At 63.3% G+C, this 22,870-nt stretch carries 21 protein-coding genes; 9 read left to right on the forward strand and 12 right to left on the reverse strand.

Features of this window, described 5'->3' with window-relative positions; all coding sequences use genetic code 11:
• Positions 1-90: 90 nt before the first annotated feature.
• From CH291_RS21715 to dapA, 5 genes are read right to left on the reverse strand one after another with little or no spacing between them, the layout of a single operon-like run.
• Positions 91-891 carry a HugZ family pyridoxamine 5'-phosphate oxidase gene (locus CH291_RS21715; protein ID WP_094688623.1) on the reverse strand — a complete coding sequence of 267 codons (801 nt, stop codon included), beginning with the start codon at positions 889-891 and terminating at the stop codon, positions 91-93.
• A gap of 23 nt (positions 892-914) precedes the next feature.
• Positions 915-1,592: a GAP family protein gene (locus CH291_RS21720; protein WP_094641753.1), complete on the reverse strand. Its 678-nt coding sequence runs from the start codon at positions 1,590-1,592 to the stop codon at positions 915-917.
• Positions 1,593-1,611: 19 nt separating this feature from the next.
• A complete protein-coding gene (locus CH291_RS21725; protein ID WP_094688624.1) occupies positions 1,612-2,166 on the reverse strand; it encodes an isochorismatase family protein in 555 nt (184 codons plus the stop codon).
• A gap of 33 nt (positions 2,167-2,199) precedes the next feature.
• Positions 2,200-4,584: an ATP-binding cassette domain-containing protein gene (locus CH291_RS21730; protein WP_094641757.1), complete on the reverse strand. Its 2,385-nt coding sequence runs from the start codon at positions 4,582-4,584 to the stop codon at positions 2,200-2,202.
• A 6-nt stretch (positions 4,585-4,590) separates the two neighbouring features.
• Positions 4,591-5,535 (reverse strand): 4-hydroxy-tetrahydrodipicolinate synthase, encoded by a 945-nt coding sequence (dapA, locus tag CH291_RS21735; RefSeq protein ID WP_094641758.1) that lies wholly within the window; start codon positions 5,533-5,535, stop codon positions 4,591-4,593.
• A gap of 72 nt (positions 5,536-5,607) precedes the next feature.
• On the opposite strand from dapA, the gene CH291_RS21740 reads away from it, so the two are divergent.
• Positions 5,608-6,507, forward strand: coding sequence for a LysR family transcriptional regulator (locus CH291_RS21740; protein ID WP_094688625.1), 900 nt, complete (start codon positions 5,608-5,610; stop codon positions 6,505-6,507).
• Here the strand turns inward: CH291_RS21740 and helR are convergent.
• The 4 genes from helR to CH291_RS21765 all read right to left on the reverse strand — a co-directional run bounded on the left by helR (position 6,468) and on the right by CH291_RS21765 (position 12,558).
• Positions 6,468-8,645 carry an RNA polymerase recycling motor ATPase HelR gene (gene helR / locus CH291_RS21745; RefSeq protein ID WP_094688627.1) on the reverse strand — a complete coding sequence of 726 codons (2,178 nt, stop codon included), beginning with the start codon at positions 8,643-8,645 and terminating at the stop codon, positions 6,468-6,470. The genes CH291_RS21740 and helR overlap by 40 nt on opposite strands.
• A gap of 231 nt (positions 8,646-8,876) precedes the next feature.
• Positions 8,877-11,072 (reverse strand): sensor domain-containing protein, encoded by a 2,196-nt coding sequence (locus tag CH291_RS21750; RefSeq protein WP_094688629.1) that lies wholly within the window; start codon positions 11,070-11,072, stop codon positions 8,877-8,879.
• 605 nt (positions 11,073-11,677) lie between these two features.
• Positions 11,678-12,067 (reverse strand): transcriptional regulator, encoded by a 390-nt coding sequence (locus CH291_RS21760; RefSeq protein WP_068047274.1) that lies wholly within the window; start codon positions 12,065-12,067, stop codon positions 11,678-11,680.
• A gap of 2 nt (positions 12,068-12,069) precedes the next feature.
• Positions 12,070-12,558 carry a hypothetical protein gene (locus tag CH291_RS21765; protein WP_094688630.1) on the reverse strand — a complete coding sequence of 163 codons (489 nt, stop codon included), beginning with the start codon at positions 12,556-12,558 and terminating at the stop codon, positions 12,070-12,072.
• A gap of 80 nt (positions 12,559-12,638) precedes the next feature.
• Between CH291_RS21765 and CH291_RS21770 the strand changes: the two genes are divergently transcribed.
• The 5 genes from CH291_RS21770 to CH291_RS21790 all read left to right on the forward strand — a co-directional run bounded on the left by CH291_RS21770 (position 12,639) and on the right by CH291_RS21790 (position 16,334).
• The gene (locus CH291_RS21770; RefSeq protein ID WP_068047269.1) at positions 12,639-13,112 is read left to right on the forward strand and encodes a hypothetical protein; all 474 of its coding nucleotides are present in this window, start codon (positions 12,639-12,641) and stop codon (positions 13,110-13,112) included.
• 239 nt (positions 13,113-13,351) lie between these two features.
• Complete coding sequence (locus CH291_RS21775) at positions 13,352-13,879, forward strand: hypothetical protein (RefSeq protein ID WP_082899477.1); 528 nt, start codon at positions 13,352-13,354, stop codon at positions 13,877-13,879.
• 47 nt (positions 13,880-13,926) lie between these two features.
• On the forward strand, positions 13,927-15,078 hold the full coding sequence (locus CH291_RS21780; RefSeq protein WP_094688632.1) for a GNAT family N-acetyltransferase: 1,152 nt from the start codon (positions 13,927-13,929) through the stop codon (positions 15,076-15,078).
• Positions 15,079-15,153: 75 nt separating this feature from the next.
• Positions 15,154-15,498 carry a nuclear transport factor 2 family protein gene (locus CH291_RS21785; RefSeq protein WP_255183147.1) on the forward strand — a complete coding sequence of 115 codons (345 nt, stop codon included), beginning with the start codon at positions 15,154-15,156 and terminating at the stop codon, positions 15,496-15,498.
• Positions 15,495-16,334 (forward strand): SDR family NAD(P)-dependent oxidoreductase, encoded by an 840-nt coding sequence (locus CH291_RS21790; RefSeq protein WP_094688633.1) that lies wholly within the window; start codon positions 15,495-15,497, stop codon positions 16,332-16,334. Before CH291_RS21785 ends, CH291_RS21790 begins: the two co-directional genes overlap by 4 nt.
• Positions 16,335-16,770: 436 nt before the next feature.
• On the opposite strand, the gene CH291_RS21795 is transcribed toward CH291_RS21790, so the two are convergent.
• The 3 genes from CH291_RS21795 to CH291_RS21805 all read right to left on the reverse strand — a co-directional run bounded on the left by CH291_RS21795 (position 16,771) and on the right by CH291_RS21805 (position 19,535).
• The gene (locus tag CH291_RS21795) at positions 16,771-18,444 is read right to left on the reverse strand and encodes a cation:proton antiporter family protein (protein ID WP_094688635.1); all 1,674 of its coding nucleotides are present in this window, start codon (positions 18,442-18,444) and stop codon (positions 16,771-16,773) included.
• A 211-nt stretch (positions 18,445-18,655) separates the two neighbouring features.
• Positions 18,656-19,111, reverse strand: coding sequence for a tellurite resistance TerB family protein (locus tag CH291_RS21800; RefSeq protein ID WP_032398482.1), 456 nt, complete (start codon positions 19,109-19,111; stop codon positions 18,656-18,658).
• 91 nt (positions 19,112-19,202) lie between these two features.
• Entirely contained in the window at positions 19,203-19,535 is a 333-nt protein-coding gene (locus CH291_RS21805; RefSeq protein WP_068051195.1) for a hypothetical protein, read from the reverse strand.
• Positions 19,536-19,727: 192 nt separating this feature from the next.
• Here CH291_RS21805 and CH291_RS21810 point away from each other — a divergent pair, with 192 nt between their 5' ends.
• The 3 genes from CH291_RS21810 (at position 19,728) to pabB (ending at position 22,826) form a co-directional block, all read left to right on the forward strand.
• A complete protein-coding gene (locus CH291_RS21810; RefSeq protein ID WP_094688636.1) occupies positions 19,728-20,066 on the forward strand; it encodes an RNA polymerase-binding protein RbpA in 339 nt (112 codons plus the stop codon).
• Positions 20,067-20,347: 281 nt separating this feature from the next.
• Entirely contained in the window at positions 20,348-20,743 is a 396-nt protein-coding gene (locus CH291_RS21815; RefSeq protein ID WP_082898863.1) for a chorismate mutase family protein, read from the forward strand.
• 10 nt (positions 20,744-20,753) lie between these two features.
• Positions 20,754-22,826 carry an aminodeoxychorismate synthase component I gene (pabB, locus tag CH291_RS21820; RefSeq protein WP_094641776.1) on the forward strand — a complete coding sequence of 691 codons (2,073 nt, stop codon included), beginning with the start codon at positions 20,754-20,756 and terminating at the stop codon, positions 22,824-22,826.
• Positions 22,827-22,870 lie beyond the last annotated feature (44 nt).

The following is a 22,870-nucleotide window of genomic DNA, read 5'->3' on the forward strand; positions in this document are numbered from 1 at the left end:
TCCCTAACGATTGCGGTGTGAGGTCAACGGTAGTCGCCATCGATCGCGACGTCTCGACAAGGTCGTCGTGTCTGTGGTGGCAGCGCACACCTATCGGCCGGCTGCTGCGCGCTTCGCCAGTTCCACGGTCGCGGCTCGCAGTTCGGCAGCCGAGTCGATCGGAGTTGCATAACCGACCCTGGTGTACGCGATTCCGCGCGGCGTGAGCACCTTCAGATCCAGTCCGTAGCGGTCCGCTGCCGTGCACTCCGCGGACGTCGCATCGGGAAAGCCGCCCAGTTCGCGGGCCATCGCAGTCAGCGAACTCGAATGGTCGGCGTTCAAGTGCTCGACCGCGTACGCGGAGGTCGGCGACACCGGATCGGGCGCGGCCTGGGAATACGCTTCGGCAGTTGCCGAATCCATCCGGCCGTATCCGCCGACCCACCGGACCCGATGCACGCGCATGACCCAGAGCGTGAAGTCGCTGTAGTCGAGGTAGTACTTCGCCGCCGGTACGCCGTCGAGGTGCGCCGCGCGTGCTGCGGCCAGCTCGTCGCCCTCCGGCCGCTCGACCACACCTGCCAGCGTGATTCGGCCCGACGCCAGCGGATCGGTCTGCGATTGCGGTGCCACGATCGACAGGCTCATCCGTTGATCGCCGGTGAGATTGCGTCCATGTTCGGCCATTCGCGAGACACACAGAACCGGAGCGCCGTCGAGCAATCCGTACGTGACGAACGAAGCCCAGGGATCGCCGTCCGCGGTCAGGCTCGCAAGAGTTGCGGTGTTGGTGGACGCAGCGATCGTGCGTGCTTCCTCGGCCGCGGACGGCCGACGGTCGTCGACGACGGGGGCCAGGGGAGGGGGAACGGACGGGGCGTCACCGGGATCGCCATGATCGAGTGCCATGCGCAGAAGCTTACGGCGACGACCTACAGGAGGTCTCGGGCATGAACGAGCGCGTCGGCGACGAGTGCGACACCGAGTACGACGAAGATGACGCGGACCGTCGGCGGGCCGTACCGCGTCAGAGCCCGCACGGTCGCGGTGAACGCCCGCCGGGAACGGCGACTCTTCCTCGAAGCCAGTATCAGAACGAGGATGGGCGGTAGCAGCCCGATCAGGCAGTACACGACGACGATGGCCGGCCACCACGGCGGACGGGGATCGTAGGTCGAGAGCATCGTCAACCCGGCGAGATACGGCACTGCCGTCGGGCCCTGCACCAGACCGATCGTCAGTCCGGTCAGGGCAACGACGGGAATGCTCGAGCCGGCTCGGGCTGCCCACGCCGGCGGGCGACGTTCGGTGGTGCGCAGTGCACCGAGACCGATCAGCACCAGCCCCACAACCAGTTCCGTGCGATACCGGAGCGTGGCAGTGATGGTGATGTCGAACAGATCGGTGAAGAAGTCGATGCCGAGAACGGTGAGGATGCCGAACGTGGTCGTGGCCGTGAACACTCCGCCGACGAACGCCAGCCCGGCTCGGAAAGGAGACCGGCGGGTGGTTCTCGAATGCACAGCGATGGCAGCGGTCACGCCGATCAGCAGCACGTCGAGTGAATCGAGTAGTGCAAATCCGACAAGCGCAAGCAGCAAGGTCACCATGGAGGGTCCAGGATATCGGTCAGTCGAAGGTGACCTTCTCGGTGACGACGGCCTCGGCGGTCCGGCCGGGAGCGGTCTGGTTGCCCCAGTAAATATTCGTGTGCGCGATGACCTGCGCAGGTGGCGGCGCGCCCCACTCGGTCAGATCCTCGGCAGTGTGTGCGTCGCTCACCAGCGTCACGTCGTATCCGCGGACGAGGGCACCGTGCAGCGTGGACCTGATGCAGAAATCCGTGTGCGCTCCGGCGATGACGACATGCCCTACACCGGAGGCGGCGAGCTCGGCTTCGAGACCGGTGTCCTCGAAGGCATCGCCGTGCTTCTTGTGGACGATCGGATCGCGCGGATCCATCGGCAACTCCTCGAGGAGTTCCCAACCTTCCGTTCCGATGGCCAGCTCCTTCTCCGAGGAATGCTGCACCCAGATCACCGGAGTACCCGTCTGCCGTGCGCGCGTCACCAGCCTGACGATGTTCTCGACCACGCGTTCTCGCTCGTGCACGCCCACCATCACGTCGTTCTGCACGTCGACGATCACCAGTGCGGTTGCGGTCCGGTCGGGCAGGATGGTCACGGCATCTCCCTTGTTTTCGTGTTCGGTTGCACGTCAACTCCCGACATACGTGGCCAAGTGCTTGCCCGTCAGGGTCGAACCGTCCGCCACCAGGTCGGACGGCGTGCCCTCGAACACGACCAGTCCGCCGTCGTGCCCGGCACCGGGGCCGAGATCGATGATCCAATCGGCGTGGGCCATGACGGCCTGATGATGCTCGATGACGATCACGGACTTGCCCGAATCGACCAGCCGGTCCAACAGCCCGAGGAGCTTGTCGACATCGGCGAGGTGCAATCCAGTGGTGGGCTCGTCCAGCACGTAGATCCCGCCCTTGTCGGCCATGTGCGTCGCCAGCTTGAGGCGTTGGCGTTCTCCACCCGACAGCGTGGTCAACGGCTGGCCGATCTTCAGGTAGCCCAGTCCGACGTCGTTCAATCGTTGCAGAATCCTGTGTGCCGGGAGCAGTTTTGCCGGCCCGTCGGAGAAGAACTCCTCGGCCTCGGCGACCGACATCGACAACACCTCGTCGATGTTGCGCCCGCCGTAGTGGTACTCGAGTACCGATGCCTGGAATCGCTTGCCCTCGCACTCCTCGCACACCGTGGCCACCCCGGCCATCATCGCGAGGTCGCTGTAGAGGACGCCAGCGCCGTTGCACGTCGGGCACGCGCCTTCGGAGTTCGAGCTGAACAATGCGGGTTTGACGGCGTTCTCCTTGGCGAACGCCTTGCGGATCGGTTCGAGCAACCCGGTGTACGTCGCGGGGTTGCTTCGCCGCGAGCCACGGATCGCCCCCTGATCGACCGACACCACATCGTCTGTCCCGGAAAGTGATCCGTGAATGAGCGAACTCTTGCCCGAGCCTGCGACGCCGGTGACGACGACCAGTACTCCGAGTGGAACGTCGACGTCCACGTCGCGCAGATTGTGGGAGTCCGCGCCGCGGATTTCGAGTACTTCGGAGAACTCCCGCACCGATTCCTTCAGTGATGCCCGATCGTCGAAATGCCGACCGGTGACGGTGTCGCTCTGCCGCAATCCGTCGACGGTGCCCTCGAAACAGACGTGCCCGCCCGCGCTTCCCGCACCGGGACCCAGATCGACGACGTGGTCTGCGATGGAGATCGTCTCGGGCTTGTGCTCGACCACGAGTACGGTGTTTCCCTTGTCGCGCAACTGAAGCAGCAGGTTGTTCATCCGCTCGATGTCGTGGGGATGCAGACCGGTGGTCGGCTCGTCGAACACGTATGTCACGTCGGTCAACGAGGATCCGAGGTGGCGAATCATCTTGGTGCGCTGAGCCTCTCCACCGGACAACGTTCCCGACGGACGATCCAGGCTCAGGTAGCCGAGCCCGATCTCGACGAACGAGTCGAGAGTCTCGCCCAGTGTGGTCAGCAGTGGTGCCACCGACGGTTCCTTCAGGCCGCTCACCCACTTCGCCAGGTCGCTGATCTGCATCGAACATGCGTCGGCGATGTTGATGCCCTTGATCTTCGACGACCGAGCACCTTCGTTGAGCCTGGTTCCGAGGCAGTCCGGGCAGGTGGTGAAGGTGATCGCGCGTTCGACGAAGGCGCGGATGTGGGGCTGCATGGCGTCGACGTCCTTGGACAGGAACGACTTCTGAATCTGCGGCACGAGCCCTGAGTAGGTCAGATTGATTCCGTCGACCTTGATCTTCGTCGGTTCGCGATAGAGCAGGTCGTCGAGTTCCTTCTTGGTGTACTTCGAGATGGGCTTGTCCGGGTCGAAATACCCGCAGCCGCGGAATATTCGGCCGTACCAGCCCTCCATGCTGTAGCCGGGGATCGTGATGGCGCTCTCGTTGAGCGACTTGCTCGCGTCGTAGAGAGCGGTGAGATCGAAGTCGCTGACGGAGCCTCTGCCCTCACAGCGTGGGCACATGCCACCGGTCACGGTGAAGGACTTCTTCTCTGTGGTCTGCCTGCCGCCCTTGTCCACCTTGTACGCGCCTGCGCCGGACACCGACGCGACATTGAACGAAAAGGCCTGTGCAGAGCCGATGTACGGCTTTCCGATTCGGCTGAACAGAATCCGCAGCATGGCGTTCGCGTCGGTTGCGGTGCCGACGGTGGAGTGAGGATTGGCGCCCATGCGCTGTTGATCGACGATGATGGCCGTGGTGAGTCCGTCCATGACGTCGACATCCGGGCGGCCGAGCGTGGGCATGAATCCTTGTACGAAGGCACTGTAGGTCTCGTTGATCATGCGTTGCGATTCGGCCGCAATCGTACTGAAGACCAGCGAGCTCTTTCCGGAGCCGGAGACCCCGGTGAACACGGTCAGTCGCCGCTTGGGCAGCTCCACATCGATGTCCTGGAGATTGTTCTGCCGCGCCCCCTGAACACGAATCGAATCGTGACTGTCGGCAGCATGCCGTGCCGAGCCCTCCGAGACCTTCTTCGTCGCCATGAGCAGTCACGCTAGTCGTACCGAAACCTGCTCGCTTCTCGATTCCTGATCGAATCCGGTGGCGGACAGGGCCACGTCGAGTCGGCTCAGGTCGGCGGCCGAGGATGCGAGAAGTGGGCGTCGCACGGTCGCGTCGGAGATGACGCCGATCCTGGCGAGCGCGGCCTTGGCCATGATGGCCCCCTGCGTCGTGCGCATGACGGCGTCGGTCAACGGCAGGAGCGATCGCTGTACTGCGTTCGCTCGGTCCAGGTCGCCGACGCGGATTGCCGCGATCAGCTCGGCATAGCGGTCTGCCACGACGTTTCCGGTGACGCTGACCAAACCTGTTGCACCGGAGGCGAGGTAGGGCAGTGCGAGTTCGTCGATTCCGCAGTAGTAGGCGAGGTCCGTCGAGGACATGACGGTCATTGCCTCGTACAGATCACCCTTGGCATCCTTGACAGCACCGATGAGCGGGTGGTGAGAGAGCTCGACGAGCGTCGACGCCTCGATCGCCACACCTGTGCGCGCCGGGACGTCGTACACCATGACGGGTAGCCCACCTGCTTCGGCGATGGCGACGATGTGTTCCGCGATGCCGGCCTGGGTGGGGCGCGAATAGTAGGGAGCGGTGATCAGCAGTGCGTCGGCACCGGCTGCTGCTGCGGACCGAGCCATCTCCATCCCCGTGGAGGTGTCGTTGGTGCCCACTCCAGCGATCACGCGAAGAGCGTGATCGCGATGCCTGCAGGCGCAAGCGATCAGCTGCGAGGTCTCGTGGCCCGTCAAGGTCGGTGCCTCGCCTGTTGTTCCGGCGATGACCACGCCATCGCATCGTCTCGCCGACAGGTGCGTGAGAAGGGCATCGACGCCGGCTCGGTCGAGTGAACCATCGGGGTGCATCGGGGTCGCCATGGCGACGAGGTTCGTACCGAAGATCGTCGAGGCGAGCGACCGATTGGTGTTCATGGTCCGAGTGTGGACCGCTCGATACCTGAGGTCCAGCGATGCATTTTCGGCATTACTGCGTACTGTTCCTTCATGATCGATACCAGCGCCCTGCACGCACTGCGCGCTGTGGCTGCACTCGGCACTCTTGCGCGGGCCGCCGACGAGCTCGGCTACACCTCCTCGGCGATCTCCCAGCAGATCAAACGACTCGAACGGCAGATCGGCACCCCGGTACTGGCACAGGCAGGCAGAGGCGTGGTGCTCACCCCCGCAGGTCGGGCGGTGGTCGAGTCCGCGGGGGAGGTGTTCGACGCTCTGGAACGCTGCGTCGAGGCCGCTCGATCCGCCGACGGGGGCGTCGCTCGTGGGGTCGTTCGGTTGGTCGGCTTCTCGACCGCGGTGCGTGGATTGGTGGCTCCCGCGCTGATCGAGCTGGACCAACGGTATCCCGATCTGACGGTGCACATCAGCGAGGAGGATCCGGATCGTGCACTGCACAGCGTCTATGCCGGGACCGCAGATTTGGCGCTGGTGCACGATGCAGACGGGGTATCGGCACCCGCTCCTCCCTCGGTCGTTCGCCAACCGATTCACCTGGACTTCGGCGACGTGATCATGAAGCGAACCCACCCTCTCGCCCGACGCGAGACCGCGTTGACCCATGCGGAACTCGCCCGGTACCCGTGGGTGACGAGCCCGGCCGGGACGGTCTGTCACCAGTGGTTTCGGCGGCTGTTCGCCGAGACATCCGCCGAGATCGATGTTCGCCATCTCGTCGATGATTTCTCCACGCAACTCGCGCTGGTCGAAGCGGACGACGTGCTCGCTCTCGTTCCTCGCCTCGCGCGTCCGGTGCTCGGTGCCGGTCTAGTCGCGGTTCCGCTCGAGCGCGCTCCCGCTCGTGAGGTGCAGGCCGCGTGGCGGCGCAGCGCTGATGCCAGCCCGGCAATTCATGCCGTGCTGGGCGTCCTCGGTGCGGCCTCGCGCTGAGTGGTCAGAACGACCAGATGTCCGGTCGCTCGTGTCATGGCCACGTACCTGTCGACGGCACCGGCTGTTCCTGAGCCGAACGAATCCGGGTCGATGAGTACGACCAGGTCGAATTCGAGGCCCTTCGACGACTGTGGTGTCAGCGAGCGGATGCGCTCCGACGGGACAAACGTGGGATCGCCGATGACGCAGGCGATTCCGTCGTTGTTCGACTGCAGCCAGCGATCGAGTATCGACGCCAGCTCTGCCGTGTCTCCGTACTCGACGGGCACTCCGGTACTGCGGATGGAGACCGGGACATTCGCGTCCGGCAGCGCCGCGCGGATCACCGGCTCGGCTTCGGCCATGACTTCCTGCGGGGTGCGGTAATTGACGCCGAGGGTGGCAATCCTGACCCGGTCGAGTCCGACCCGTCGAAGTCGTTCGCGCCAGGACTCGGCGAATCCCAGACGCGCTTGCGCGCGGTCTCCGACGATGGTGATGCTGCCCGACGGGCACCGGCGCAGGACCATCTGCCACTGGGCGTCGGTCAATTCTTGCGCCTCGTCGACGACGATGTGTGCGAACGGCCCCGACAACGGATCCGACGGGATCTCCTCGAAGCCCGCCGAATCGACGAGCGCATCGCGAATCCCATCCTGCCGCAACTGCGCAGCCATCATCTCGTCGTCGTCGGCGGCCATGAGTTCATCGACGACGCGGTCCATTCGCGCGCGCTCGTGTACAGCTGCCAGCTCCCGACGCCGAATGCGCCGTGCATGTTCAGGATCTCCCAGCCGCATTCGTGCGGCGTCGAGCAGCGGGAGATCGGCCACCGTCCATCGCGTCGGATCGGGTCGTTGTAGTGCGCGGACGTCCTCGGGGGCGAGCCATGGTGCGCACGAACGAAGGTACGCCGGCACGCTCCACAGGTCTGCGACGAGGTCGGGAGCATCGATGATCGTCCAGGATCGTTCCAGCTCCGCGCGCAGAGACTCGTTGTTCTGCAGTGACTTTCGTATGTCGGTCGGGGCCTCGTCGCCGTCGTAGCGGTCCATCAGAATCGTCAGCAGCAATTCCCAAACCTGTTCACGAGCCTCGTTGTGTGGAGTGCCGGGGTCGGGTGCCTCGAAGGCCTCGGCCCAATCGGCCGCAGTCAATGTCAGATCGGCCCATTCGGTCTCCACGATCATGGTCCGAGTCGGTGGCTGCTCGTAGAACGCAACGCCCGCTTCGATCGCCACGCTCATGCTCTCGGTCGCCTTCAATTGCGCGACAGAAGGATTCGTCTCGTCGATCGCGTTCGTTCCTTCGGCGACGAGATCTCGAAGAGTACAGGTCTGCACACCGTCCTCGCCCAGACTCGGTAGGACGTCGGAAACGTAAGCGAGGTACGGCTCGTGTGGGCCGACGAACAGCACGCCGCCGCGGCTGTGTCCGAGACGCGTCTCCGTGTACAGCAGATACGCGGTGCGATGCAGGGCGACGACGGTTTTCCCGGTTCCAGGACCACTGTCGACGACCAGCGCGCCGCGGGCGTCCGACCGAATGATCGCATCCTGATCTGCCTGGACGGTGCCCAGCACGTCGCGCATCCGAGGTGAACGCGCCGCACCCAGACTGGCGATGAAGGCGGACTGATCGTCCAGCGCAGCATCGGAGATCGGTCCGGTCAGATCGAACACCTCGTCCCAGTAGTCGGTGATGGTGCCGTTCGTCCACCTGTATCGACGACGACTTCGCAGCCCCATGGGATTGGCGTGAGTAGCACCGAAGAACGGTTCGGCTGCGGGGGAGCGCCAGTCGACGAGGAGTTGCTCGCCCGCGGTTCCCAGCAGTCCGAGTCGTCCGATGTATACCGGCTCGTCCGCGTCGGTGGTCACGACGCGACCCAGGCACAGATCGACTCCGTACCGACGCAGTGAACGGAGGCGGCCGCCCAAGCGGTGTATCTCGAAGTCGCGTTCCATCACTTCTCGGCCCATTCGGCCCGACGACTTCTGTGCTGCCTCCAGCCGTGCCGACGTGTCGAGACGAGACTTCTCGATACTCGAGCGAATAGCTGAAAAGTGTTGCTCGTCTTGGCCGATCAATGCCGAGTCACGCTTGCGCGCGAGATTGTCGGGTAGGTCGAAAACACTCGGGTACGCATGTTTCACAGGACTCCGATCGATTGCTACGTGGCTGCAGCGTGCAATTCTGAGCCCTGTACGGGGTCTTGCCGCAAGCCCCTGGGTGCGCTATACATTGAAAGGGGCCAGGAAGTAACGGTCCCTTTCGATCCAGTCCCCAGACACCAATGCCGACGAAACCGGCTGTGCATCGAATGATTCGAAGTCAGGATCAGGCCACAGGTGCGCGGCCCACGAACTTGCCCTCGTGGTGGGGGTTCATCGATCGCCGAGAAGCAGATCGGCGATGGCTCCGGCACCGACCGGCCGACCCAAGAGGTATCCTTGCGCGAAGTCGCAGCCGGTGGCGGCCAGTGCGTCGAGTTGCTCCTCGGTTTCGACTCCCTCGCCGACGACGGTGACGTCGAATGCGCGGGCGAGCGAGACGATTGCCGAGACGATCGCACGTGCCCGAGGGGCCGGCAGCCGGGCTATGTACGACTTGTCGATCTTGAAGCACTCGAACATGGGGTAGCGGTCGAGATACGACATGGAGCTGTGGCCTTTGCCCATATCGTCGAGCAAGAGAGCCACCCCCATGGCGTGCAGGGCGGAGACGGTGTCGGCGACCCGTTCGGTGTCGGCGACCCACACGGTTTCGGTCACCTCGAGGCCGAGAGCGAAGGCAGGCAGTCCCGTCTCTTCCAGTACCGAGGCGACCTCGGTGGGAAAATCGGGATCGCGGAGTTGAAGCGCGCTGACGTTGACGCGGACCACGATGTCGGAGAACGTTCGCCACCGCGCCGCGGCGGTGCATGCAGTACGCAGCGCCCACGCGCCCAAAGGAGTTGCAAGACCAGTTCTTTCGGCGACTCCGACGAACTCGCTCGGTTCGATGGGCCCGAGTTCGCGGTGATTCCAGCGGGCGAGCGCCTCCACGGCAACGATCTTCCGGGTGGCGATGTCCACCAACGGTTGGTAGGCGAGAGTGAGTTCATCGGCGAGCAGCGCCGCTCGGAGATCGATCGACAGCGACCTGATGCGATCCGCATCGTAGAGATCGGTGGGATCGAACACTGCGTGCCCACCGGTACCACTGTCTTTTGCGCGGTACATGGCCAAGTCGGCGCGGTGGATAAGCTCGTGCCGACTCGAATTAGGTTCGGACACCGCGATACCGATGCTGGCGCTCAAGGGGATGGGCACGTCTTCGGCGGAGAAAGGAACGGCGATGGAACTCGAGATGTTTCGAGCGAGTTCCTCCGCGTGAGCAACGCTGTCGACGCCTTCGCAGACGATCAAGAATTCGTCTCCGCCCAGGCGCGCGATGGTGTCGGCGTCTCTGATGGCCGAGGCGAGCCGTTCGACGAACTTGACCAACGCTCTGTCCCCGGCGTCGTGTCCCAGGCTGTCGTTGATGATCTTGAAGTCGTCGATGTCGAGTAGAAGCAGTGCTACGGTGCCTGACTGTTGTCTGGCGCGGTCCAACGCCGAATCTATGACCTCGTACGCGAGGGTACGGTTCGGCAGACCGGTCAGGGCGTCGTGCGTGCTACGTCGTCGCAGTTGGAGTTCGAGGTCGATCCGTCGGATCGCCGCGGATACGATGCCGGCCACCGAACTGAGAAACGACACTTCTTCGTCACGATAGAGGCGGGCCTCGGCGCTGTGGATGGAAAGAACTCCCCATGCTTTTCCGGCGGCGGTGAAGATGGGGACTCCGACGCCGCTGCGGAGGCCGAGAGAGAGCATCGTGTCGGTACGGAAACGCTTCTCGGCGTGACTGTCGTTGCACACGACAGGCTCCGAGAGCGTCAGGACGAATCCCACCAACGAACCGTTCCCGGACGGAACGTTCTGACGCAAGCCGAGTGCACCGCTGGCCGCGTCCATGGTCAAGTACGGATCGGTCGGGTGCTCGAGATGGGCGATGGCGGAGTTGCCCACGCCGATCAAGGTGGCGGCCGTGTCGGTTGCTGCGGTGAGCAACCTGGGTAGCTCGGCGATGACGGCGAATCGGCTCAGATCGGCGAGAGCCTTCTGCTCCAGCGCGTGACGACCGGCGATCACCGCGTCGGCCGCCATCCTGGCACTGCGCTGTTCCACCGTGTGTCGGTGCCTGATGGTGGATACGACCACGTCGGGGCCACCGTCGTCACGACTGATCACATAGGAAGACACCACGACCGGCATGCCGGTACCGGTCACGTGATGGCGCAGCTCGCAGTAGCCCTCCCACTTGCCTTCGGAGAGCAGACCGGCGGCGATGTCGTCGGTGAGATCGAGTCCGTTGGAAGTCAGCAGATCCAAAGCCGACAGCTGGCCGATATCGGCCACGTCCGTGACCCCGATCAGCTCCGAACCCGCCGGATTGATGTACAGAATCTTCCCCGTGAAATCGGACAGCGCAACGAAATCAGGGGAGCGTTCCAGGAAGGATCGAAGACTCACCGGATCGCCCGGGAGATCGAACATCGGCCCTCCGATCCGTGTGGGCCGGGATACGTGCGGCTCCGGGTCCATGTTATTCGTCGTTCGTGGTCAGTGTGCCCGAACAGTCCGCGCCGGGTATCAGTCTGTCCGTTGTCGTGCCTCGATGGGATGTCGAGCGACGAAGAACGCCACATTTCCCACCATCGTGACCTCTACCTGCTCGAATCTGTCGGCCAGGACTTGTCGTAAGCCAGGCAGGTCGTCGCGCCGTTCACCGCACACCTTGTACGTCTGTTCGACGCCGATCACTGTCGATCCGAACGACCCCGAGCACCGCACGACCGTCCGCTGTTCGGCACGAACGCTGCCCGACACGAATGCGAGCGACGAATGGATGTGCGACCTCGTCCCCGAAGTGGTTGTCGCCGTTGATGATCACGGTCAGCCGATCGACGTGAGCACAGAGTGCAGGGGAGTGGGGCGATTCGTCGTTGTGCGGCCGACCCCAGCTGATGGCTGTGCCGGTCGGACAACGGGCAGTCTGTCGTCGCCGATGGCGGTGATCGGATTCAGGCTCGGCGTCGACGGTACCAGCGGCGGTTCGTTCGGATGCTGGGTGGTGGAAATTGCACCCGGTGACATGCAGTTCAGCCCAATTCGGGGGTGGCACCGAAGGTCGGACTCCACGTCACGAGGGGTGGTCGCGACGGCGATGGTTCCGGGTGGCCGTGGGCGATGACAAGAAGCTCGGCGATATGAGAATCGAACGCTTCCCGTCCGGCACCTGTCAGCTTCACCCACGTCACTCTCCTCGAGTCCGAACGTGACAGCGACGCAGTCTTCTTCATCGAGACGTAGCCCGCGTCGGAGAGCGCTTTGAGATGTTTCGACAGCGACGCGTCGCTGATCTCGAGTGTGTCGCGTATGACCGCGAAGTCGATTTCGTCGATTCGCCGCAGAATTCCGCAGACGCGCAAGCGGATTGGAGCATGGATGACGGAATCGAATTTCGGTCCGACACCGGGATCTTCGGTCACGATCAGTTACTCCTGGACCGGCGGCCGGTGAGCTGCCGGATGCCTCCAGCGTGCAGATGGGTTCGGTACACGCCGTCGAACAGACGACCGCCGAACAGCACGACGACAAAGCACACGGCCTGCGGCAGAAGTACCCACCACGCAGACCGCGACGCCACCACACCGTAGGACACGCTCAACAAGCCGAGCACACTCACCAGGAGCCCGATGAGAACACCCCATCCCACCATGCCTACTGCCGCCGGTCGCACCCCGGATATCCGGGGGTAGAGCAGAGCCAATGTCGCGGCTGCTGCCACCGGGAGGGCGGCGAATGCGGCACCCACTTTGCTGTCCGGCAATACCGGCGTTCCTATGTGCAGAGCGGTCACGGCGGCGAAGACCGGGTAGAACCAGGACGGTGCAGCGAGACGATCTGCGAGGCAGACGCGATCGGCGTGGAGCGCACCCAGCAGATCGCGCACGTCGTCCGGCGACTGATTGCTTTCCATGTTGGCAACTCTAACACTTTCCGTCTAGGCAAGTGTTACGTTGACTCCTGAAAGTACACCGCGCACATCCATGGAGGGTCATGAAGAAGCATCCGGTCGTCACTCGTTCACTCGTCCTCGCCAGCGCGCTCACAGCCGTGATCGGTACCAGCGCCGCGCAAGCCGGTGCCCAGGAGAGATACTTCTCGCCGCAACAACGGATTTACACGCTCGCCGAGGTTCCCCAATGTCTCGGCGGTACCGTCGATGTGAATGTCCAGAGCGGCTACGCGCCCAACGAGATTCGTGCGAATTTCACCACCCACCTGTACAGCCCGGCATGGGCAGGATCAGCCGACTACGAGTGCTATCTGAGCATCTATGCGGATTGGCGTAACCACGACACCGGACTCAGTGGAACCGCCGAGCAGCGGGTGGCGAGCTGGCGGTTCCAGGGCCCCAATGTGGCAAACCCTTACGTGGACATCGAGACAGGGGAGGGTCCGCTCACGGTCACCTTCAGAACGAGTGCCGCGCATACACCTAGCCCCACCTTCGAGGTGCCGGCCCGCTGAACAGCGCCGAACCGGCTCCCGGCGGGCGAGAGCCGTGACGTCTTCATGTCGACTCGAAAGAGAAAAGAGAAAACGTGACAATTGCTAGGAAGTCAGTTGTTCTGGTCGCGACTGTGTGCGGATTGGCCCTAGGTGGTTGTGCAAGTGGCGATTCGGACACCAGTGCCGCGCCGGACACGACGCGTGTGCCCGCTGAGACGACGACGTCGCCCGCGAGGACGAATACCGAGTCGTCGGTTGTGGCCGAGCCGCCGACTCGGCTCGAGGCCGAATCCCCACAGGAATCGGCAGTCGCTCCGCCGACGCGAACGCCGGAGGAAGCAGCGGACCTGGTGCCGGGTGGTGGTGCGATCTTGCAGCCGTCGGGAGACGAACCAGGCAACGTCGATCCCGTGACGTTCCGGACGGGGAGTGACAAATACAACTTCACGTCGCCGACGGGCAACATTCACTGCGGCATCTGGGACGCCGACGGGCCCGAGGGGCGAGTGGGATGTCAGGCCGTGGACGGCAGAAATCATTTCGACGGACCGCAATGCTCGAACGCAGAGAACGACAAGGTCGCTGTTCGCGTAACCGCGGCGGGCTCGGAAAGCATGTGCACGACACAGGGCATCTACGTGGATGCGAACGCCCCAATACTCGAGTTCGGCCAGGTGCTGTCGGTCGAGGACGTGGTGTGCCGGTCCGGGCCCGACGACATAATCGGGTGTACCGCACCCACGGGCGGATTCACGTTCTCCCGAGATATCAACTACACCTACTGATTCGGACGTTGCGGGGTGTGAGTCGACAGTCCACACTGGGACCCATCATGACGAACCACGATCTGCGCGCGAACCCACGAAAATTGCGGCCGCGACCAGCGGTCCCGCGCGAGGCGGCGGTAGAGCTGACGTCCAGCGGGGTGCCTGTTGCCGAGCGAGACTTCTTCGTCGAGGAGTTCCGCGGGGTCACGATCGTGATCGCCCTGCCCATGGTGAGCGTCGCGGCTCTGGAGGCAGTGGAACGGACGGTCGGCGAGTTCGGCACTGGCGACACGCGATTCATATTCGTGGTTCCGGCCGACCATGTTCCGGAAGTCACTGCTGCAGTCGGTGGTGTGGAAATGACCGGTGCGACTGTCTGGAACGACGAGTCCGTCGCCCGCCTGTGGCTCGCAATCGCGGACTCGGAATGCGTCGTGATCGGGGCGGAGGCGGACGCTGTCGCGCGTACTGCCGGCACCGTGTCTGCGAGCGTGCGGGCATCGAAGATGGTCCTGACCGATCCGGGCGGGGGCTGGGGTAATCCTCCTCGTAGCTTCGCCGACATCGACCTGCACCGCGAGCGCCTGGTCGCCCACCTGGCCGAACGGGGGCTCGACGATTTCCCCCCAGCCGCCGAGGCAGCACTTGCCGGTGGTGCATACAGCGTAAACCTCTGTCGTGCTGAGGATCTCGAATTCGAGCTGTTCACATTCGACGGCCGAGGGACCGTCCTGACCCAAGGCCGCTACCTGCACTTGGCCTCGCTACAGGTGGACGATTTCCCGGCAATCGAGGCTTTGGTGGCACAGGGAGTGCGAGAGGGGGTTCTCAAGCAGCGCAGTCGGATCGAGATTGCCAGGATGGCTGTTGGTGGGCTCGGAGCTCGGGTACTGCGCACGGGGCACCTCGCCGGCATCGTCGGACTGGAGGTGGACCGTTACGCCGGAACCGGATTCGGCGAAGTGTCCGGTTTGATCACAGTCGCCGAGTTCTCCGGACTGGGAGCAGGCGGCTTGTTGATGGACGGATTGTTGGAGGTCTGCCGCACGAAGGGCATCTCGACCCTGTTCGCGGTCACCGTCAGCAGTGAGGCCGCGGAGTTCTTCGCCAAACGCAGTTTCGTCGAGGTCGGGCGTCAGGATGTGCCTGTAGCGAAGTGGGAGGACTACGACGCCGATCGGCTCGATTCTGCTCGCTGTTTTCTACGATCCGTCTGAATATTTGTGAGCAGTGTTTTACCGGGGTGGACCTGGTGTTGACACTCCCCTTGGGGGAGGCATCACCGTGAGGTCATGACCACACAATGGGATGGACTCCCGGACAACGTGAAGAAGTTCATGACCGCACTCGACTCCAAGCAAGGCGCTCGCGGGCTCACCGTATTCACCGCGGATGCCGTGGTAACCGACGAGGGCCACGACTACTCGGGCCGAGACGAGATCGAGGCCTGGCTGATCGCCTCGGTCAGTGAGAGTGAGTACACCTACACGAGCGAGTTCACCGGAGCGACCACGACCGGTACGACTGTCGACGTCGAGCAGCATCTGGAAGGCAACTTCCCCGGGGGAGTCGTCGACCTGCACTACCGCTTCACGCTCGACGGCGCGCTGATTCAGCGGCTGGTGATCGAGCCATGAGCAAGCGATGGTTCATCACCGGTGGCACACCCGGCGGTTTCGGCATGGCGTACGCCGAGGTGGCGCTGGAGGCGGGGGACCGCGTGGTACTCACCGCCCGGCGTCCGGAGGAATTGGTGTCGTGGGCCGATCGTTACGGTGACCGCGTTCTCGTCGTGCCCATGGATGTCACCGACGCGGCACAGGTGCTCCGCGCGGTGCACACGGCCGAGGAGCATTTCGGCAGTATCGACGTGCTGGTCAACAACGCCGGTCGAGGCTGGTACGGATCGATCGAGGGAATGGACGAGTCTTCGATACGGGCGATGTTCGAGCTGAACTTCTTCGCCGTGCTGTCCGTCACGCGCGCAGTGCTACCAGGTATGCGCACTCGCGGAAGCGGGTGGATCGTCAACGTGTCCTCGGTGGCCGGGCTTCTGGCGGCGGTCGGATTCGGCTACTACAGCGCCACAAAATACGCGATCGAGGCCATCACCGACGCGCTGCGCCAGGAAGTCGCCGAGCACGGCATCTCCGTGTTGGCAGTCGAACCGGGCGCTTTCCGCACGAACGCGTACGCCGGATTCGCCGACGAGCCCATCGGGGAGGCCATTCCGGAATACCGCGAGATGCTGGAACAGGTGCGGGCCGCCTTCGTCGACATGAACGGGGTGCAACCGGGAGACCCGCATCGCGGTGCCCGTGCGGTGGTCGCAGCGATGGCCCAGGACCCACCGCCACACCGGCTGATCCTGGGCAACAGCGGATACGATGCCGTGATCGACGCGCTGGAAGAAAACCTGAGCGACATCCGGTCGAACGAAATACTATCTCGCAGCGCGGATTTCCCCGGCTAGCCAGGCCCGCTGAAATAGAGAGGTATTGCGCTGTAACTGACGTATAGCTGCGGGTTCCGACTAGTTGACATAATGTTGATTATCGGCAAAAAAGAGCCGCAGTTCAGGGGTGTCTCGACGGACGCCGCGCGACTTCGGTTCCTGTGGCCGACCCATTCACAACGCTTCCGCGTCGAACGCTGTGTGCACGTCCCACTCGAGCGCTGCGGCGGACACTCGGCGCTGTTGTCCAACGGGCAGCTCCTTGCGACGGTTGAACGAAATATGCGATTCCGATGGAGCTTGCGCCACTCTCTTGCATTCCCCTCGCCCATCTTCAACCCTACGAATCGTCACAGTGACGTTTTGCAAGGGTGGAGTTGGGACGAGTAGGCCGCGGTCCAGTGGCCGAGTCGGTGTACCTCCCCTGGCCTTCGTATGCTCCAGGCGGGGTCGGTCACGGATGCTCGTCGAGCGGTACCGGTTTCGTGGTCGGCCGATGGACCTTCTCGGACTGTGAGGTATCGAGGTCGGAGTCGCTTTCGTCGCCGACGGGATCGGGCGAAGTGGTGGCCACCTGATCCGCCAATTCCAACCCCGCACCTGCGTAGACATTGAACGCGATGTCGACGCCGTGCTCCTTGGCCCACTGCACTTCGTCGTCGTAGCGGGCCACTGCGGCAACTGTTCCACTGAATCCGGATTCGCGCAGACAGGCGAGTGCTGTGACATTGGCACCGTGACGCGGCATCGCGAGCACGGCAATGCGTACCGACTCGGAATGCCGTAGTTGATGCCAGAAATCGAGATCGGTTGCGTCCCCTTCGATGACTCGTAGTCCCTGATCGGCCAGGCGACGAATGCGAGGCCCGTCGTAGTCGACTCCTACGGCATCGAGGCCGTAGTGATCGGTGAGCCGCTGATATGCCGCGAACCCGACACGCCCCATTCCGATCACGACCACCTCGGCGTCGCCGGCATCGCCGGAGCGTTCCTCGGGATGCAAGCTCGACTCGTCCTGCTCGGGTAGACGGGTCGCGATCTTCTCGACCATCAGGTGGCCACGACCGTTCACCAGAGCCGACGCGACGAAACTCAAAGCCACGGCGATCGACATCTCGACCAGCCAGGCCGGTGCGAGTAGGCCGGTCGTCACTCCTACCGACACGACGATCAGGCCGAATTCGGAGTAGTTCATCAGGCTCAGTCCGGCCAGGAGCGCGGTCCGATATCGCAACTTCATCAGGGCGAACAGCGCCAAGTACAGGACGGATTTGAGTGGCAGCAGAAGCACCATGAGGAGGGCGACACCGAGACTGGGTAGGTCCGGCAGCCCGGACAAACCGATCGAGACGAAAAAGCCCACCAGGAGCAGTTCCTTGATGTGGAACAGCGATCGTGACAGTTCCGACGAGGCCGGATGCGATGCCAGCAACACGCCGATGACCAGTGCGCCCAGATCCCCCTTGAGCCCCAGGGCGGAGAACAGGGCGTAACCCGGGACCAGCGCCATCACGATGCCGAACAGCGACTGCATCTCGCCGTGGCCGAGTCCGCTCCAGATCTTCCGAAGGATCCGCGTCACCGGCCACAGCAGTACGAGCGTCACCGCCCATGGGCTCGGTAGCGAGCCGCTGGTTATGGTGAGGAAAACCACGGCAACGATGTCCTGCATGACCAGGACACCGATCGCCACCCGTCCGTAGAGGGCGTGCGACTCCCCTCGCTCTTCCAGAACCTTGACCACGAACACTGTGCTCGAGAACGACATCGCGAATGCGAGCAACGCTATCGTCGTCAGACTTTGGCCGGACAACATGGCCAACCCGGCGACGGCGGCGAGCCACAGCACGGTGGTACCGACCACGATGCTCGCCACCAGATGCACCGATGTCGTCAGCCACACCTCCCGGCGCAGAAGAATACGAACGTCGAGCTTGAGACCGATTGCGAACAACAGCAGTGTCACGCCCAGGTCGGCGATCAGCTCGAGCTGGGGCACCTCACCGACATCGAGCGCATTGATGACGAAACCGGCAGCGAGAAACCCGACCAAGGGAGCTAGCCGTACCACCATGGCGAGTCCGCCCAGACCGAAGGCGATGACGAGGTAGATCGCGGCAACTGTCATGCACGGTCCCTTTGCTGGTGGGCTGCAACCGGATCTCCAACGGATCTTTCGACGTCGGCACAAGCCGTCGGAGTGCCCCTAGTATCCCGGCATACGCCACATTTCACAGCGGACGACTGCCGACGAGAACGGCGATCGACGAAGTCGCCTGATGACTTCGTCGATCGCCGTCAGCACGATCGACTACCGCAGTCCTTTCGTACGGAAGGACTCAGAGCTCGAACTCGGCCGGATCGATTCCGACAGCGAAGCACGCATTGCGCACGGCAGCCTTCTCGTGATCGTCGAAGTGGCCGTCCGCGCCGCCGATGATGATGCCGATCTGGATGACGGCCCGTGCCTGGTCGGGCTTCGACTTCAGCTTGCCGATCGTGGCTGTCGCCTCGACCTTCCCGAAGTCGAAGTCTCCCTGCAGCTTGTCGCAGTACCAGTCGAACTTCTGCCGAAGCTCGTCGGGCTCGAACACTCTCAGAGCCTCGTTGCCGGCGATCAGTGATGCCGTCTTCTGGCGCTCGGCAGGATCGATGGTGCCGTCCGCCGCCGCGATCAGGGCACACATGGCCATGCTGCCGTTGGCGAATTCCTTGTTCTTGAACTGGCTGGTCTTGGTCTGCAGCTGGCCGTTCAATTCCTGTGCCTTGGATTTGAGTTGATCCCAGAACGCCATGGAGCTCCTCACTAGGTCGTACCGCCTGCGCAGTCGCGCGGGCGGTACGACCATTGTCCATGGAGTCGGTGAACGAGTAAGGAACCGCAGTTCAGCGCAGTCGCTCTGCGTCATGAGCTTTGGCCAACAGCTCGGCGCACAGTCGGTGCAGTTCCGCAGCGTCGGCACCTTCCGCCACCGCCGTGCTGACGTCCTCGGCGGCACACCGAACCTCGAACGCTCTGTCTGCCACGGCCGACACCTCCTCCGCGGTCAGCACGACGGCGTCGTCGGGAATCGACGTCCCTTTCGTCGCGCTGCGCTGCTCGTAGGCTCGCTGACGGCACGATTGACGGCAGTACCGCCGCTTACGGCCGGTTCCTGTATCGGCGACCGGGCGCCCGCACCAGGCGCATGTCTGGTCGCGGCGGGTTCTGGCGGACATGGTCGTTCAGCCTACTGCGGCCGCGAGGTAAGATCGCCCGATAAGCTGCGCCGATGGGATCGCACCGGGACTCATCGGCCCGGGAACGAACCGACGCGCGGCGACGTTGTAGATCAGTGGGTAGACGGTGTAGTTCGATGTCGACGGATGGCTTCGACGCACGTACCTACTATCGATGGAGAGGACTTCACCATGGCAGATCGTGTACTTCGAGGTAGCCGACTGGGAGCGGTCAGCTACGAGACCGACCGTGATCACGACCTGGCGCCCCGCCGCGTTGCGCGCTACCGGTGCGACAACGGCGAGGAGTTCGAGGTACCGTTCGCCGACGATGCCGAGATTCCCGGAACCTGGGCTTGCCGCAACGGTCTGGAAGGGTCGCTGATCGAGGGAACCGCGCCGGAGGCCAAGAAAGTCAAGCCTCCCCGTACGCACTGGGACATGCTGCTCGAGCGTCGTTCGGTCGACGAGCTCGAGGAGCTTCTCAAAGAGCGTTTGGACCTGCTGAAGGTCAAGCGCCGCGGCGCATGACGTTCGCCGCACTCTGCACCGCCTGATTGGAAACAATCCGGCGGTGCAGTTTTTTTTATTTATATCGAACTTATCGGATGTTTTCGCGGACCTTTGTTGCATTCATTGTCGCCTGACCAGCTATTCCAATACGATCGAGTGGCGAGGTGGCTGTCCGAGGTGCCATCATCGAGTATCGGTTGTCACACAAGTGGACGATTCGTGAACGGTCGCCGTAACAGTTGTCGGACAATACCGATAAACAGCGGCATCGCACTCGAAAAATCAGGGGGCAATAACTCGTGAGCCAGGATTCTGATCAGCGCTCGACCGACGCTTTGCGCACGGCGGCCTCCGAAGCGGAATCGGAAGGCCATCGCGCAGTCGGCGAGCAGAAGCTTGCGGAGTTGAGGCGCGAGTTGGACGGAATCGACGAAGTTCTGCGCGCTGCAATTCGAGACCGCATCGATGTGTGTGTACGTGTTGCACACGTAAAACGAGAACACGCCATTCCGATGATGCAACCAGGCCGTGTCGGATTGGTGACAGAGCGAGCGAGAGAATTCGCGTCGGCCAATGGGATGTCCCCCGACTTTCTCGAAGATCTGTACCGAACGATGATTGCAGAGGCATGTCGCGTCGAGGATTCGATCATCGATTCTCCGACGCCCGGGCCGGGCCTCGACAGGAAACGGTAGAAGCACGCCGATGACGATTCATACGCTCCTGGTGGACAATTACGATTCGTTCACCTACAACCTGTACAGCCTTCTCACCGAGGTGAACGGACGGCCGCCGACGGTGGTCAAGAACGACGTCGAGTGGACGTCTTTGGATTTCGAGGCTTTCGACAACGTCGTGATCTCACCCGGTCCAGGGCGGCCCGATGTGGAGCAGGACTTCGGGATCAGTTCTCGCGTGATACTCGAGTCCGGTCTACCGATACTCGGCGTGTGCCTCGGGCATCAGGGTCTGTGCCATCTGTTCGGTGGCAGTGTCGATCTCGCGCCCGCGCCGATGCACGGCAGGATCACCGACATCACTCATTCCGGCGTGGACCTGTTCGCCGGAATCCCCTCGCCCTACTCGGTGGTGCGGTATCACTCGCTCGTGGTGACCCGCACCCCTGCCGACTTCGAGGAAGTCGCATGGACGCCCGACGGACTGGTCATGGCCGTGCGGCACCGGAGCAAGCCCATGTGGGGCGTTCAGTTCCATCCCGAGTCGATCAGTACCGAATACGGCCGCGAACTACTCGCCAACTTCCGCGATCTGACACTGGCTCAATCGGCCGCATCGAGCGCCGCACGGACTCAGGATTCGATCTTCACCATCGAAACACGTTCGCTCGACGAGGCTTTCGACTCCGAGCAGGTATTCGACGCTCTTTTCGCGGACGGCTCGAAGAGTTTCTGGCTGGACGGTAGCGCGGCTCTCGAACCCGACTGCAGATTCACCGTCATGGGCGACTGCTCGGGTCCTCATGCGGAGTACGTGACCTACTCGGTTGCCGAGACCACGGTGACCGTGCAAGGTGCCGACGGTACGACCGAGCGCATCCACTCGACATTCTTCGACTACATCGACGAGCGATTGCGAGAGCGGTCCACTCCCCCTCGACACGACCTACCGTTTGCATTCGGACTCGGCTACGTGGGGTATCTGGGATACGAGCTCAAGGCCGATACCGGTGGCCAACTGGTTCACACGGCCTCGACTCCCGACGCGTCGATGGTCTTCGCAGATCGCGCGCTGGTGTTCGACCATGAAGCCGGCACCCTGTATCTGATGGGGTTGGCCACCACCCCCGGGGATCCTGTGTTGGCGCAGTGGTTCGACTCTGTCACCGAGACCCTGCGTGGCTTGTCTCGAAAGGCAGTCCCGAACGACCACGCGGATGCGCCAGCGTCGGGCACTCCCCTGCTCGGAGCAGATCGATCGCTCGAGCCCCGTCTACGCCACGACCGTGCCCACTACCTCGATCTGATTTCCCAGTGCCTCGCCGAGATTCGCTCCGGTGAGACGTACGAGGTCTGTTTGACCAACACGGCGACCGTAGCCGGTTCCATCGACGCGACCGCCACCTACTCGTACATGCGTGAAATCAACCCCACTCCGTACAGTGCGCTGCTGAAGTTTCCCGAGCTGTCGGTGTTGAGTGCGTCTCCGGAACGCTTCTTGCGCATCGACGCCGACCGCGTAGTCGAGTCCAAGCCGATCAAGGGGACGCGTCCCCGCGGAGCCACGGCGGAAGAAGACAACGCGCTCAAGGCCGATCTCGTCGCGAACGAGAAGGACAAGGCCGAGAATCTGATGATCGTGGATCTGGTGCGCAACGACCTCGCCCAGGTCTGCGTGCCGGGGTCGGTTCACGTACCGAAGCTGTTCGATGTCGAAACCTATGCTCCCGTGCACCAATTGGTCTCGACCGTTCGTGGCCGCCTGCGCGAGGACGCATCCGCGGCGGACTGTATCCGTGCCGCGTTTCCCGGTGGTTCGATGACAGGAGCCCCGAAGATCCGCACGATGGCGATCATCGACAAGCTCGAAGACGGACCGCGCGGGGTGTACTCGGGTGCCATCGGTTACTTCTCGATCACCGGCACCGCAGACTTCTCGATCGTCATTCGCACGATCGTGGCCACCGAGCACGAAGTGACGTACGGAGTGGGTGGTGCAATCGTGGCACTGTCGGATCCCGACGAGGAGTTCGAGGAGACGATGGTCAAAGCCGTGTCGATGCGCCGGGCGTTGACCGGGCGGACAGCGAACAGCGGGTAGAGCGCACGCGCTCCACCCGCTGTTCGGACCTCCGTCGGCTCGGG

The organism is Rhodococcus sp. 14-1411-2a (genome assembly GCF_002259485.1).
In the GTDB taxonomy this organism is placed as follows: Bacteria; Actinomycetota; Actinomycetes; order Mycobacteriales; family Mycobacteriaceae; genus Rhodococcoides.